This window comes from Salinirubellus litoreus, from assembly GCF_037335815.1.
In the GTDB taxonomy this organism is placed as follows: domain Archaea; phylum Halobacteriota; class Halobacteria; order Halobacteriales; family Haloarculaceae; genus Salinirubellus; species Salinirubellus litoreus.
Window position 1 is genome coordinate 4,071,622 of record NZ_CP147841.1, and the last position, 12,110, is coordinate 4,083,731.

Sequence of the window (12,110 nt, forward strand, 5' to 3'; positions counted from 1 at the left end):
CCGAAATCGTCCGATGCGTAGGAGCCGAGCTTCGGAGCCAGCGCCCGAGCGGCGGGCCGGGTCACCGGACGAGCCAGTCCTCGTCGGATCCGGCGACGTCGCCGGTCCGGACCGAGGACCACCCGCCCCCGTACCGTTCGGTGACCTCGCCGCGGACGAACGAGAGGCCGACGAGCAGGAGGCCGACGACGACGCTGTGGGCGAGGACGACGGTCCCGACGCCGACCACGAACGGCGCGACGACGACTATCGCGCCGAAGAGGACGTTCGTCCAGCGCAGCGGTCGCATGTGGCCCCAGACGGCCATCAGCGCGAAGGCGGCCGCGATGGGTCCGACGATGCGGTGGGCGTCGGCGAGCGTGCCGCCGTAACCGAGGACCGCGGGCGCGGCCATCAGCCAGAAGCCCAGGAACATGCTCAGGACCTGCGCCCACGCGTTGCGGATCACGCCGAGCATCAGACCCCACCTCCGGCCACGGACTCGCGGCGCGTCCCCTTCCAGAAGGCTGCCCAGACCGAGCCGTCCTCGTCGTGGACCGCCCGGAGGTACTGGAGGCTCGCCAGCATCTCGTCGAGCGCGGGGCTGATCATGGCGAGCGAGATGAGCGCCGAGAGCAGGCAGAGCGTACACCAGGCGTCGAACATCACCGGCTGGAGGATCACCAGCAGGATACTGATCGCCCCGAGCGGGCCGACCGCCAGCCCGAAGATGATGACGACCCAGGGACGGGTCCGCCACCGCTCCTCGCCGCCGATGATCCCCGTGACGACGTCGAGGAAGTAGCTGAACGCGCCGAGCGCCGCGTCCGGGATCGGCAACACGTGGGAGACGCTCGAGGTCAGGATGGTCCGGCTGCCGCCCCCGAAGAACGGCTCCCAGACGGTCTTGAGCACGCCGAACTGGAAGAGCGCGAGATACGTGGAGATGGCGACGCCGACGGCCGCGAGCGCGACGAGCGGGAGCCGCTCGCCCCACGCCGAGGGGTTGGTGTCCCACCCCGGTGGTCGGTGGTCCTCGTCGTCCGTTCCGCTCACCTCCGCGTCGTCCGCTCTCCCCTCGCTCATCCGTCGGACACCCACGCGATGACGAGCGCGAGGAGGCCGAGCACGGCCCCCGCGCCGATCTCCCGCCTGTTCTTCGAGAGTTCGAGCTGGAGGCTGTTCGAGACCGCCCGGTCGTCGAACGCCCCGTGCGCGCCGGGATCACCCGGGACGGGACTGAACAGGTTATCGGGTCGGTCGGGGTCGTACGGCAGGTCCGAGAACTGCGAGTCGAAGCCGGTCCGCGCGAGGAACTCCGCGACGAAGCTCGGGACGAGCTTGTTGCCCCAGATGGTCTTCACGGCGGGCCGACCGACGTAGAGCTCCCGGCGCTGGTGGTGGGCGGCCCAGTAGACGGCGTCGGCGGCGACCTCCGGCTGGTAGATCGGCGGGACGGGCTGTGGGTGCTCGTCGATGTGCGACCGGCTGTGCTCGAACTGCGGCGTGTTCACGGCGGGTAGCTGGACCATCGTGAGCTCGATGCCGCTGTCGTCGTGGAGCAGCTCCGTCCGCAGGGACTCCGTGAACCCCTGGATGGCGTGTTTCGACCCGCAGTACGCCGACTGGAGCGGGATACCCCGGTAGGCGAGCGCCGAGCCGACCTGGACGATCGAGCCCTCGTCGCGCTCGCGCATCCGGTCGATGGCGACCTGCGTCCCGTAGACGGTCCCGTGGTAGTTGACGTCGGTCACCCGCTCGTACTCCTCGGGGTCGAGGTCGGGGACCCGCGAGAAGACGGTCGTCATCGCGTTGTTCACCCAGACGTCGATCGGGCCGAGTTCGGATTCGATCTCCTCCGCGGCCGCCTCGACCTGCTCGTAGTCCGTCACGTCGGTCTCGACCGCCAGCGCCCGACCGCCGGCGGCCTCGACGTCCTCGACCGCGCCGTCGAGACCGTCGTCGCTCCGTGCGAGGAGCCCGACCCTGGCTCCGTGCTTGGCGAACTCCTTCGCGGTCGCCCGCCCGACGCCCGACGTCGCGCCGGTCACGACCACGACCTCGGCGCTCAGTTCCTCGGTCGCCGCGTTCATACGTCAGCGCCTCCGGTCGTACCCGGGCGCTCGTCGGTGCCACTACCTCCGAGACGTTCCGATCGACGGTCCTCTCTCATGCGGTTCGCTATCCCGCCGACCGTCAATACCGATAATGCCTGCGAGGGCAAGCGGAACCCCCGATCTGTACGTCTGAGCGGGGTCGAAGGTCGCCGCCGGTCGCTCCGATCGTCGCACTGGACGGCGACGTTCGGCCCGGGGACGCGACCGACGCGGTCGTCCTCTCGAAGGGGGAGTCCGACGCCGTCGTCGCGGACGGGGAGCGGTCGACGAACGAGAGCGGCTCGGCGGTGCTGTCGGTCATCGGCACGGGCGACACGATGGCGGGGGTCATCGCCGCACTCCTCGTCCAGGGGCTCGACCGGGCCGAGGCCGCCGAACTGGGCGCGTGGATCGTCGGGAAGGCCGGCGAACTCGCAGTAGTCGAGCGCGGCAACGGCGTCGTCGCCCGGTCGATGTGGCCCGGCCTCCCCCACGAGGCGGCGATACGGTCGATCGAGCGGTTCGGCGACGAGGTGATCCCGAACGTGTGACCGCGCGAGACCATCAGTACCACATCGTTCGGTACGCCGTCGGTCGAAGCGAGCGCGAGAAGGCGGCAGGTCGCCCTCGCGGGCGCGCTTGAGAAGCGGGGACGACTTGGTGTCCACGTCGTATAGCCGATAGCATGGAGGAAGTCAGATTCACCGTTCACGGGGAAACGGTCGGTGAACTGCCGAGCGCGGTTCGGGGGTTCCCGCAGAACAAGCGCGTCGACTACGGCGGGGACGGATTCGCCGTCATCGTCACCGAGCAGTACTACTTCCGGACGAATTCGAACCTCCAGACGACCACGATCTTCGAGCTCGTCGACCATACCACCTGCGAGGTCGCCGTCGTCTCCGGTGGCGGGGGTGCGGGCCTCTTACAACACGACTGGGGGACCGAGTCGGGCGAGTCGAACGAACTCCTGGGTAAGCTAGAGGAGTTCTGCCGGGAGCACGGACTCAGTATCGAGCACGAGTGAGAGTGACACTCGATTCGTCGTGCCCGTTCGAGTTCACTGAGGTCGCCGCTACCGGATGGTCGCTTCGCGCCTCGTATCTCGCGGGCCGGGAGAGGACTGTCTGTTCTCGGACGATCGAACGCGGACGCGGGTGACGAACTCGTCCATCCACGCTGACGGACCGCTACGGTCGCTCGAACGCCTCGCCGAGCGCGTCGGCCGCGAGCGCGACGATGGCCTTCACGCGCGTCTTCTGGAGGTTCAGATCGCTGTAGTAACAGTCCAGCTCCTGGAGGAGGTGTTCGCTTCCGGGGTAGCCGTATCGGTCGCGCAGGAGCCGGCCCTCCGAGCCGCGGTGGGTGGCGAAGACGGGCACGTCGGCCTCCCGGACCGCCCGAAGCCCGTCGATGATACGCTCGGGGACGTGTCCGGCCCCCATCGTCCCGAGGACGAGACCCGCGCTCTCCCTCGCGGCTCGCAGTTGTGTGTCGGTCATGTCCATCGTCACGGTCACCGTCTCCACGTCCCGCCGAAGCGCGTCCCGGTCCGGATCGAGGGTGGGATCGGGGTTCTCGGGCCAGCGACGCCACACCACGCGGTCCTCGTCGACCGTCCCGAGGGGGCCGAACTCGGGCGAGCGGAAGGTGTCGGTGCTCATCGTGTGGAACTTGCTCACGTCCCGGGCGGTGTGGATGCGCTCGCCGAACGCGACGAGAACCCCCATCTCCCCGGCGCGGTCGTCCGTCGCGACGCGGGCGCTCGCGAGGAGGTTCATCGGGCCGTCGGGACTCGGAAGCGAGGGGTTCCGCATCGCGCCCGTGAACACGACCGGCGTGTCGCCGTCGTAGCACAGATCGACGAAGTACGACGACTCCTCCATCGTGTTCGTGCCCTGGGTCACGACGACGCCGTCGACCGACGGGTCGGCGTCGTACTCGCGGACGACCTCGAGGAGGTCGTAGCAGTGCTCGAGCGTGAGGAACTGGCTCGGGACGTTCGAGAACTCCCGAACCTCGACGTCGGCGACCGACTCCAGTTCCGGGACGGCGCTCACGAGGTCCTCGCCCGAGAGCGAGACGGTCGCGTCCCCGCCTCCGTCCGCGGTCGATGCGATCGTCCCGCCCGTCGAAACCACGACGATGGACATGCACCGGCACTCTCCCGACGTGGATATAAACGGTCGGTCGGGCCCAGGCGGGTACACACCACACAAGAGGACCCTTCAGAGGCCGGCCGTGGTCTTACTCGCCCGAGGACCGTAGATCGATCAGGTCCCGCGGGACCGCCACTCCAGTTTCACGATGACCGACCTGGGTTACACGCTGTCGAGCGAGGAGCACAGTCCCAACGACATGGTCGAGCACGCGCGGATGGCGGAGGAGGCCGGGTTCGACTTCCTCTCCATCTCGGACCACTACCACCCCTGGATCAGCGCACAGGGCGAGGCCCCGTTCGTGTGGTCGACCCTCGGCGGGGTCGCGGCGGCGACCGACGAGATCGACGTCGGGGTCGGCGTCTCCGCGCCGATCATGCGCATCCACCCCGCGGTCTACGCCCAGGCCGCCGCCACCGCCGCCGCGATGTTCGACGGTCGCGAGTTCTACGCCGGCGTCGGAACGGGTGAGGCCCTGAACGAGCACGTGCTCGGCGACAAGTGGCCCGAGCACTCCGTCCGCCTGGAGATGCTCGAGGAGGCCGTCGAGATAATTCGGAAACTCTGGACCGGGGAGACGATCAGCCACTACGGGGAGCACTACACCGTCGAGAACGCGAGGCTCTACACGCTCCCCGACGAGGAGCCGACGATCCCCGTCTCCGCGTACGGCGAGCGGACGGCCCGGGCCGCGGCGGGGTTCGGCGACGGGTTCTGGTCCGTCGGCCCCCAGGAGGTCGTCGAGACCTGGGAGGAGGCCGGGGGCGAGGGGCCCCGGCTCTGTCAGCTCCACGCGTGCGTCGCCGACAGCGAGGAGGAGGCCGTCGAGACCGCCTGCGAGATCTGGCCCAACTCCGGGCTGACGGGGGAGATGAACACCGTCCTGCCGACGCCCGCGCACTTCGAGCAGGCGGTCGAGATGGTCTCGAAGGAGGACATCGCCGAGGGGAGCATCATGACGAGCCAGGACCCCCAGGTCCACATCGACAGCATCCAGGAAGCCATCGACGCCGGCTACGACCACGTCTACACCCACCAGATCGGCGACGATCAGGCGGCGCTGATCGACATGTACGAGGAGGAGATCCTCCCCTCGTTCACGTAGTCGAGACCGTGCCAGGGCTGGATCCGAGTCGTCGCCGCGGGCTCGGGACCCGCCGATCCGTCCATCCCTCCACTATCCTCCAGTCCGAGAGTCCGTTGCCACCCTCGTCAGCCCTGGGAGAGATCCTCCACGCGTGAAGCGGCTCCTGTGGGGATAGTGGGTCGAGTCCGGGAGCGGAGAGCGGTCGACACCCGGAACGCCGGAATCTCCACCAGGGGGGCGTCACCGTCGAGACTGCCGCCGACGTGCTCTCCAGGACGGTCCCGCGATCGCCTCGAACGCGAGGGAACTTAGCGACCGAGCGGGTATCCTCCGGAGGCGACATCCGGCTCGACCGCGCGACACTGGACTGCGGGGACGAGAACAGCGGGGTCACGGCGACGGTGAGCGGTGGACACGTAGCCGACGTGACCGACACTACGTTCTGCGACGAGAGCGGAGTCGACGACTCGGACGTGACTCCCGACGGGGGCAAGGGGGACACGTCCGGTCGGCCAGCCTGAAACGAAGATGTCTCTGGGGTGGGGCACAACGGGGCGGCCCCGTTGAATGGCGACGCCGTGGGTCCGACATCTGCTCGCCCGTCAGATGACCAGCGACAACACCGCCAGGACGATGAACACGATGATCAGCCACTTCGCGATGTTCATCGACATACCGGCGATGCCGCCCGCCCCGAGCACACCGGCGATGAGTGCCAGGACGACAAACGCGATCGCCAGTTCGAGTATTGCCATCCTATCGCCTCCCTTCGATCGTGACCGCGGTAATGAGACGTCCCTGGATGTCGTCGGATCCCTGTTCCACGTTTCGGTTCATACGGACGAGAGTGTGTAGAGGGCCAACAAGGCCCCTCTGCTTGCCCTCGCAAGAGTCGAGCACGAGCGAGCGAAGACCGCCGGGGTGCTCACCGCTGGATACAGCCGACAAATTGAATCATCGACTCCGCCGCTTTCGATCAGAAATGCGGAGCGCCACACCGTGAATCCGATAGAGTTCGCCGGGATCGGAGTCGTCCTGTTCGCCGCCGTCGTCGCGGGGACGGTCGTACACGAACTGTCACACGCAGCGGTTCTGCGTGCGTTCGCCGTTCCGTACGAGGTCGAGTGGCTGCCGGCCCGTTCCCACGCTGGAACCCTCCGGGCGAGCCTCGTCGGTGGCTGGGCCAGGGTCAGGCCGCGTCGACTCTCCCGGGACTGTCCGGCGTGGGGGCTTCGGGTCGCCGCGCTCGCCCCTTTCGTCATGACGATGCCGCTCATGCTCGTCCTCTCCGGCGTGCTGCCCGACCCGGCCCAGGCCGGGAATCCGTACCTGACTGTAGCCATGATCGGCTGGCTGGCCTGCGCAATACCCAGCCCGCAGGATTTCTCCCTCTTCTGGTACGCCGAACGTGCGCTCGTACGGGGCGTCCCGGACGACGGCCCCTGACTGGACCCCGACGTGGCAGCGACTCGGCGCGGAGTCACGGCTCCGGTCTACCGTGAGCGTTTGGGGGCCTCGGCACTCATAGGGTTCGTCACGGCCACGCGCCACCGCGGCTCGGAACCGCGTCTCGTCATCGGCCGGTCGAGCGTTCGAGGTGCGTGATAATGAGTCCGACGCAGTAGCGGTGACGGCACCGATGCCGCGTTCTCGGAAACGAATCGAGAGTGCAGGAGAGAGGCGGTCGACCGGACCGGTTTAGAGGGTGTCTTCGAGCGGAACGGCGTAATCCAGGTCGACGGTGATCCAGCGGGTACAGACGTCGGCCGACTCGTCGCTGGGGAAGATCGTCACCTCCCGGGCGTCCTCGTCGTCGACCGCACACGACAGTTCGAACGTCGGGAACTTCCCGTACGCTTCGGGCACCGACTCGTGTTCCGCTCCCGGGTCGCGCGTGCTCATGTTCGTCTCCCGATCCGACGGGTCACCATATGAACCCGCGGGACCACTACGGATTCGATTTTGCCGTCACCGGGTCCGCTCGTGTCCCCCGGTTTCACTCTGAGATCGGCGCTTCGGGGCGGTCCGGCGGCTGTCACTCGATCCTGTCGAGCGCGCCCGCGACGACGAGCGGTAACGTGAGGGTGGCGTCGGCGTAGACGGAGACGTTCCGGGCCTCCTTGCGGAGCTTGCCCCACGAGCGGGCCTCGTCGAGCGTCGCCCCCGAGAGCCCGCCCGTCTGGGGGGGATCCATCGTCAGCTGGACGGCGTAGTCGTACGCGCCCGGCGTGACGAGCATCGTCTGGAGGACGTAGTTCTTCGGGACGCCCCCGCCGACGACCATCGCGCCCGCCCGCTCGGCGTCGTAGGCGAGGTCGTTCAGCGGCGTCATGTCCGCGAGCGCGTCGAGCGTGAACGGGGCGACCTGCGAGCGGAGCCACGCCTGGAGCCCGAGCACCGAGTCCTGGATGGCCGGGACGTGGACCGGGACGTCGTGTTCGTACGCGGCGGCGGCGATGCCCGGATCCTCCTCGATGCCCTCGCGATCGTTCACCTCGGCGTTCGCCCGCCCGAGTTCGCGGGTGAACTCGGCGATGCTCACCGTCCCGTCCGGCCCGTCCGTGTCGTCGGCAGAAGCGCGCTCCTCGATCGTCGGGAACACCTCCACTCGGAGGTGCTCCTCGAACAGCGTGAAGTGCTCCTGTGGGAGGTAGACGTTGTAGATGCGGTCGACCTGCTCGTCGCGCAACTGCTCGTCGTGCTCGCGCATCGTCTTTTCGGGCTGGACGTCCCGACCGTGGTGGTGCTTGCCGCCGATGGCCTCGATCGAATCGTGTGTGAGGTTCGCCCCCGTCGTGACGAGCGCGTCGACGTGACCCTCGCGGATGAGGTCCGAGACGATACGGCGCATCCCGGCGGGGACCATCGCGCCCGCGAGACCGAAGAAGTTCGTCACCTCGGGGTCGCCGAGCATCTCGGCGTACACCTCCACCGCCTCGTCGAGGTCCGCAGCGCCGATACCCGCCCGGCCGTACTGTTCGATCAGGTCCGCGACGGACATCCCCGCCCCGACCCGCGCGTGCTCGACGGGGTCGTGAGCGAACTCCTCGCGGTGGGGTCCCGTGTGGTCGGATTCACCGCTCTCCCCACCGCTCTCGTCGTCCTGCTCCCGTTCGTCGCCGGTCATGCTTCGACCTCCGTCCGCGGGCGCTTGAACCGCCCGGTACGGTCGCGACCCGCCGGTCCGGGGAGGTTTTACCCCCGGGGAACGACCCTCCGGGCATGCCCATCGGACCCGATGAGTGGACGTCGGGCCGGACCGACGCCGAGGTCGAGCCCGACAGCGCCGTCAAGGAGCGGCTGCTGGAGTTCCTCGAACTCAACCCGGAGAAGGCCTACACCGCCGACGAGCTGGCGAAGGTGTACGCACGCGAGGTGGCCGGCGACGCCATCGCCGGGGAGGACCCCTCGGAGAACAAGCCCGCCGCGCCCGACCACGGGATGTTCGAGCGGTTCCTGGGTCGGCTGAACGAGACCGTCTTCAGGCGCTCGGGTCGGGTGAAGTCCGCGCTCGACGAGCTCGAATCGGAGGGGTACGTCGAGTCGAAGACCATCGAGCGCGGCGACGACAGCTACACCTACTACCGGGTCCGGCGGGACCGCTAGAGTTCGACGTCGCTCTCCGGATCGTCGAGATCCCACAGCAGTTCGGGGAGGAACGCGTCGAGGTGGTCGATCACCCGTCGCTCGGAGACGCCCAGTCCCTCGCAGTGCTCGTGGGCGCTGTCGCGCACGCCGGCGTGTATCTCGCCGTCCTCGACCGACACCGCGAGCGGGAACACCGAACACCGCGTGGGCTTCCAGTCGTGCTCGGCGTGGAGCGCACACAGCCCGTCGTTCCGGAGGAAGTAACACGCCATCCCGTCCTCGCCGACGTGTTCTTCTCTATTTTTCTCCTCCTTTCGGACGAAGTCATTCCCTCGAAACTGCTCGACGACGCCGCTGATCGACTCCCGTGACGCGAGTTCCAGCAGGTCCTGCTCGTAGAGGAGAACGCCGTGGTGACAGCACCAGGTGCACTCGTCGACGCACTCGAACGTGAGCGAGGGATCGAAGTCGACGACCGCGTACCTGTCGGGGTGGACCTCGACGCGTCTCCCCCCGGATGCTGTGTCGCTCACTCGGACTCGCTTGTGGCTCGCCGTGGATGAGCGTTTCTACCGGAGGCTATCGTGCCGGAGTAGTTATTGGATACGGATTCTCGACGCAGATTCGCCTGATTCCGCTCGTGCTGAGACACTCTCGTCCTGCAAACCGTTTTACCGACGGCGACCCGTGCGGTAGGTATGAGCGACACCGCGGACGACCTCGAAACGGCCGGTCGTTGGCTTCTGGACGAGGCCAAAACGAGCGGCCTCCGCGAACGGATGCGGGACCACCTCGCCACTCACGAGTCGCCGGACGACTTCAAGGCGTTCCGGCGAACGGTCGCATCGGGGACGTCCCTCTCCGAGACCGTCGACGAGGGCCGTGACGAACGAGTATAGATATCACGACTTTTTTGCACTATATTATTCGCTTCGTTAGCCTATATCCGATATGGATTGGTGAAATCTAACCAGTTAAAAATACAGGTCCCAATAGGTAGATACAGCTACTGACGATAGCTTTCCACAACCAATGCCCTATCAGCAAGACCCGGCTATCAAAACACCGAATAGAAGTACCACTATATGGCGCTATCTAGATATTTGGCAGTATATGTCGATTCTAGATAACTCATTTCTATATTTCAACAGAGCAGATCTATTTGCTGATGACCATGAGGGTTCGATGCCCCATCCCAATATCGATATCCGAGATGCCCAGTTTCGTGATGAAACATCTATAGACACGAAGTCTCTCTCAACAATCTACAAGGCTCTTCGGAAGACCTCATTTCTGAACTGCTGGCACGTTGCTAATCATGAATCAGCATCTATGTGGGAACAATACTCTCAGAAAGGAGTTGTAATCAAATCAACTGTAGGCGACCTCATCAATGCTGTTGAAGACGAGTCAAAAGGCGTGTATATTGGCAGGGTAGAATACATTAACTACGATGAGGATATAATTCGTGCAGACCATCCTGTCGTACCCTTATTTTACAAGCGGAGAGAATTCAAGCAAGAGCAGGAACTCCGAGCAGTAATTAGAAATCCTCCACTAATAGAGGCAAATGACAATGACGACGTTGATGCCATCTTTCCAGCAAAAGATATCGTGGAGGGTAATCTTGAGCCAGTCAAGCGACACCATCTTTTTCTTGAACCTAGCACACTAATCAAAGAAGTTCGGTTGGCCCCGTCATCCCGATCTTGGAGACTCCAACTAATTAAATCAGTATCAGAAAAGTACGGATTAGACCCCCAGATAGTCTGTCGTTCATCAATGGAAACAAATTCCAGATTCTAATCTATATTGTAGTCCAAGAGCCTGGAAGCGTAGAGCTGATCAGTTCAATATCGGGAAAAGGTGATTTCATGAGTACCCCCGCCACCGGTGCCCACATTCGGTACACTTGAAGAATCGGGTCGGTGGTTCGTCGGCACTCCCCGTCTGCTTGATGGTGTACCACGCGCGGTCGTTGCCACACTCCTCACACCGGACCTCGGCGGTGGGTTTGCCCTCGTCGGCGGCCGCGGGGTCGGACTCGATGACGTCGTCGTGGGTCTGTTCCTCCGTGGAGACGTACTGCTCGGCGGTCTCCTGGTCCTTCTCGACCTCCCGCCCGCAGGACGAACAGACCATGACGTCGCCCTGGGCGTGCATCAGCGAGCCACAGTCGGGGCAGAACTGCATGTCCTCGAAGTAGCGACCGGAGCGACAAAAGCGGCCCGGAGCGATCGAGCGCTACCGGATCTTCCTGACGTCGCTGATGTCGAACCCGGCCTCGCCGATCTCCGTCTCGAAGCGGACGATGTCCTCCTCCTCGATCCGCGAGAGCACGCCCCGGAACTGTTTGACGACCATCGTCCGTGCGCGTGCGGAACCGCCCGACTCCCACTCGAACAGCAGGGTCCCGTCGACGGCGTCGATGAGCTGGCCGTGCTGCTGTGGAGTGAGCGTCTCGTGGTTGACGTGCGCGAGGACGAGTGCGTTCCAGTCGAACGCCGCCCGCGCCATCCCCTTCAGTATGACCGGGATGTCCTCCCAGTCGATCTCGCCCCCGCTGGCGGTCACGAGGTCGGTGATCGAGTCGATCACGATCAGGTTGTCCGCGGCGTTCTCGGTCAGCTGCGTCCCGAGCGCCTCCGAAACGGAGGTCCGGTCGTCGTTCGCGCCGAGGTCGGCCACGCTCGCGGTCCGGGCCCCGTACCACTCCCTGGGGACCGGCGAGAGCCTGAAGTACTCCGCCGAGAGGTCGTGAAAGTGGACCTCCTCGCTGGCGGCGTCGACCAGTTCCGTGTCGAGCGCGTGGCTCATCTCGGCTCTGACCTGTCGCTCGTCGGCCGTGAACGAGACGTAGTGGACCGCCGACGGAGCCCCGGCCGTCTCGTCGATGTCGCCGTAGTAGACGTCGAACAGCTCCGGGTCGCCCTCGACGAGCCCGTTCATCACCGCGCTCGTGTAGAGGAACTCCCGGGCACCCGCTCCGGCCTCCCCCGAGACGAGGACGACGCTGCCGGCCGGTGCCCCGCCACCGATGGTGTTGTCGAGGCGTCGGATACCGAACGGGATACGCTCCATGCGTTCCGTCCGTGACCGGTCGGTAAAAACCTCCTACTGGACTCACGCCCGGACCCCCGCCCGTCGAGGGTGGGGTCCCCGCGAACCCCGCCATGCGGTGGCGATCAGTTCATCTCCTCGGAG

The 12,110-nt window shown here is 65.9% G+C and carries 17 protein-coding genes; 7 read left to right on the top strand and 10 right to left on the bottom strand.

What is annotated here, in order from left to right; all coding sequences use genetic code 11:
* Window positions 1-61 precede the first annotated feature (61 nt).
* The 3 genes from WDJ58_RS20380 to WDJ58_RS20390 are packed head-to-tail and all read right to left on the bottom strand — an operon-like array spanning window position 62 to window position 2,072.
* Window positions 62-457 carry an SPW repeat domain-containing protein gene (locus tag WDJ58_RS20380; protein WP_338915148.1) on the bottom strand — a complete coding sequence of 132 codons (396 nt, stop codon included), beginning with the start codon at window positions 455-457 and terminating at the stop codon, window positions 62-64.
* Complete coding sequence (locus WDJ58_RS20385; protein ID WP_338915149.1) at window positions 457-1,065, bottom strand: vitamin K epoxide reductase family protein; 609 nt, start codon at window positions 1,063-1,065, stop codon at window positions 457-459. Before WDJ58_RS20385 ends, WDJ58_RS20380 begins: the two co-directional genes overlap by 1 nt.
* Window positions 1,062-2,072 (bottom strand): SDR family oxidoreductase, encoded by a 1,011-nt coding sequence (locus WDJ58_RS20390; protein ID WP_338915150.1) that lies wholly within the window; start codon window positions 2,070-2,072, stop codon window positions 1,062-1,064. The genes WDJ58_RS20385 and WDJ58_RS20390 overlap by 4 nt, the downstream gene beginning before the upstream one ends.
* Before the next feature lie 197 nt (window positions 2,073-2,269).
* On the opposite strand from WDJ58_RS20390, the gene WDJ58_RS20395 reads away from it, so the two are divergent.
* Window positions 2,270-2,626 (top strand): PfkB family carbohydrate kinase, encoded by a 357-nt coding sequence (locus WDJ58_RS20395; protein ID WP_338917883.1) that lies wholly within the window; start codon window positions 2,270-2,272, stop codon window positions 2,624-2,626.
* A 134-nt stretch (window positions 2,627-2,760) separates the two neighbouring features.
* Window positions 2,761-3,099 (top strand): hypothetical protein, encoded by a 339-nt coding sequence (locus WDJ58_RS20400; RefSeq protein ID WP_338915151.1) that lies wholly within the window; start codon window positions 2,761-2,763, stop codon window positions 3,097-3,099.
* A gap of 163 nt (window positions 3,100-3,262) precedes the next feature.
* Here WDJ58_RS20400 and WDJ58_RS20405 read toward each other — a convergent pair whose 3' ends face one another.
* Window positions 3,263-4,225 carry an asparaginase gene (locus WDJ58_RS20405; RefSeq protein ID WP_338915152.1) on the bottom strand — a complete coding sequence of 321 codons (963 nt, stop codon included), beginning with the start codon at window positions 4,223-4,225 and terminating at the stop codon, window positions 3,263-3,265.
* A gap of 154 nt (window positions 4,226-4,379) precedes the next feature.
* On the opposite strand from WDJ58_RS20405, the gene WDJ58_RS20410 reads away from it, so the two are divergent.
* Window positions 4,380-5,336 (top strand): TIGR03557 family F420-dependent LLM class oxidoreductase, encoded by a 957-nt coding sequence (locus tag WDJ58_RS20410; RefSeq protein WP_338915153.1) that lies wholly within the window; start codon window positions 4,380-4,382, stop codon window positions 5,334-5,336.
* A gap of 584 nt (window positions 5,337-5,920) precedes the next feature.
* Here WDJ58_RS20410 and WDJ58_RS20415 read toward each other — a convergent pair.
* On the bottom strand, window positions 5,921-6,067 hold the full coding sequence (locus WDJ58_RS20415; protein ID WP_380661655.1) for a DUF1328 domain-containing protein: 147 nt from the start codon (window positions 6,065-6,067) through the stop codon (window positions 5,921-5,923).
* A 250-nt stretch (window positions 6,068-6,317) separates the two neighbouring features.
* Here WDJ58_RS20415 and WDJ58_RS20420 point away from each other — a divergent pair, with 250 nt between their 5' ends.
* Window positions 6,318-6,764: a hypothetical protein gene (locus WDJ58_RS20420; RefSeq protein WP_338915155.1), complete on the top strand. Its 447-nt coding sequence runs from the start codon at window positions 6,318-6,320 to the stop codon at window positions 6,762-6,764.
* Between the two features lie 252 nt (window positions 6,765-7,016).
* On the opposite strand, the gene WDJ58_RS20425 is transcribed toward WDJ58_RS20420, so the two are convergent.
* Together WDJ58_RS20425 and WDJ58_RS20430 are read right to left on the bottom strand one after the other, a co-directional pair.
* Window positions 7,017-7,220 carry a DUF7511 domain-containing protein gene (locus tag WDJ58_RS20425; protein ID WP_338915156.1) on the bottom strand — a complete coding sequence of 68 codons (204 nt, stop codon included), beginning with the start codon at window positions 7,218-7,220 and terminating at the stop codon, window positions 7,017-7,019.
* 133 nt (window positions 7,221-7,353) lie between these two features.
* On the bottom strand, window positions 7,354-8,445 hold the full coding sequence (locus WDJ58_RS20430) for a deoxyhypusine synthase (RefSeq protein ID WP_338915157.1): 1,092 nt from the start codon (window positions 8,443-8,445) through the stop codon (window positions 7,354-7,356).
* Window positions 8,446-8,540: 95 nt separating this feature from the next.
* On the opposite strand from WDJ58_RS20430, the gene WDJ58_RS20435 reads away from it, so the two are divergent.
* The gene (locus WDJ58_RS20435; RefSeq protein ID WP_338915158.1) at window positions 8,541-8,924 is read left to right on the top strand and encodes a hypothetical protein; all 384 of its coding nucleotides are present in this window, start codon (window positions 8,541-8,543) and stop codon (window positions 8,922-8,924) included.
* On the opposite strand, the gene WDJ58_RS20440 is transcribed toward WDJ58_RS20435, so the two are convergent.
* Window positions 8,921-9,439: a YkgJ family cysteine cluster protein gene (locus WDJ58_RS20440; protein WP_338915159.1), complete on the bottom strand. Its 519-nt coding sequence runs from the start codon at window positions 9,437-9,439 to the stop codon at window positions 8,921-8,923. The genes WDJ58_RS20435 and WDJ58_RS20440 overlap by 4 nt on opposite strands.
* A gap of 165 nt (window positions 9,440-9,604) precedes the next feature.
* Between WDJ58_RS20440 and WDJ58_RS20445 the strand changes: the two genes are divergently transcribed.
* Both WDJ58_RS20445 and WDJ58_RS20450 read left to right on the top strand, forming a co-directional pair.
* Entirely contained in the window at window positions 9,605-9,805 is a 201-nt protein-coding gene (locus WDJ58_RS20445; RefSeq protein WP_338915160.1) for a hypothetical protein, read from the top strand.
* Window positions 9,806-10,019: 214 nt separating this feature from the next.
* A complete protein-coding gene (locus WDJ58_RS20450) occupies window positions 10,020-10,712 on the top strand; it encodes a hypothetical protein (RefSeq protein ID WP_338915161.1) in 693 nt (230 codons plus the stop codon).
* A gap of 66 nt (window positions 10,713-10,778) precedes the next feature.
* Here WDJ58_RS20450 and WDJ58_RS20455 read toward each other — a convergent pair whose 3' ends face one another.
* Window positions 10,779-11,099, bottom strand: coding sequence for a transcription factor S (locus WDJ58_RS20455; protein WP_338915162.1), 321 nt, complete (start codon window positions 11,097-11,099; stop codon window positions 10,779-10,781).
* Between the two features lie 51 nt (window positions 11,100-11,150).
* Window positions 11,151-11,987 (bottom strand): RAD55 family ATPase, encoded by an 837-nt coding sequence (locus WDJ58_RS20460; RefSeq protein ID WP_338915163.1) that lies wholly within the window; start codon window positions 11,985-11,987, stop codon window positions 11,151-11,153.
* Between the last annotated feature and the right edge of the window lie 123 nt (window positions 11,988-12,110).

Bases quoted from the DNA above. Each gene is read 5' to 3' on its own strand.
- WDJ58_RS20410 (WP_338915153.1), top strand. From the start codon at position 4,380: ATGACCGACCTGGGTTACACGCTGTCGAGCGAGGAGCACAGTCCCAAC.
- WDJ58_RS20445 (WP_338915160.1), top strand. From the start codon at position 9,605: ATGAGCGACACCGCGGACGACCTCGAAACGGCCGGTCGTTGGCTTCTG.
- WDJ58_RS20400 (WP_338915151.1), top strand. From the start codon at position 2,761: ATGGAGGAAGTCAGATTCACCGTTCACGGGGAAACGGTCGGTGAACTG.
- WDJ58_RS20380 (WP_338915148.1), bottom strand. From the start codon at position 457: ATGCTCGGCGTGATCCGCAACGCGTGGGCGCAGGTCCTGAGCATGTTC.
- WDJ58_RS20385 (WP_338915149.1), bottom strand. From the start codon at position 1,065: ATGAGCGAGGGGAGAGCGGACGACGCGGAGGTGAGCGGAACGGACGAC.
- WDJ58_RS20425 (WP_338915156.1), bottom strand. From the start codon at position 7,220: ATGAGCACGCGCGACCCGGGAGCGGAACACGAGTCGGTGCCCGAAGCG.
- WDJ58_RS20450 (WP_338915161.1), top strand. From the start codon at position 10,020: ATGTCGATTCTAGATAACTCATTTCTATATTTCAACAGAGCAGATCTA.
- WDJ58_RS20435 (WP_338915158.1), top strand. From the start codon at position 8,541: ATGCCCATCGGACCCGATGAGTGGACGTCGGGCCGGACCGACGCCGAG.
- WDJ58_RS20390 (WP_338915150.1), bottom strand. From the start codon at position 2,072: ATGAACGCGGCGACCGAGGAACTGAGCGCCGAGGTCGTGGTCGTGACC.
- WDJ58_RS20460 (WP_338915163.1), bottom strand. From the start codon at position 11,987: ATGGAGCGTATCCCGTTCGGTATCCGACGCCTCGACAACACCATCGGT.
- WDJ58_RS20405 (WP_338915152.1), bottom strand. From the start codon at position 4,225: ATGTCCATCGTCGTGGTTTCGACGGGCGGGACGATCGCATCGACCGCG.
- WDJ58_RS20430 (WP_338915157.1), bottom strand. From the start codon at position 8,445: ATGACCGGCGACGAACGGGAGCAGGACGACGAGAGCGGTGGGGAGAGC.
- WDJ58_RS20455 (WP_338915162.1), bottom strand. From the start codon at position 11,099: ATGCAGTTCTGCCCCGACTGTGGCTCGCTGATGCACGCCCAGGGCGAC.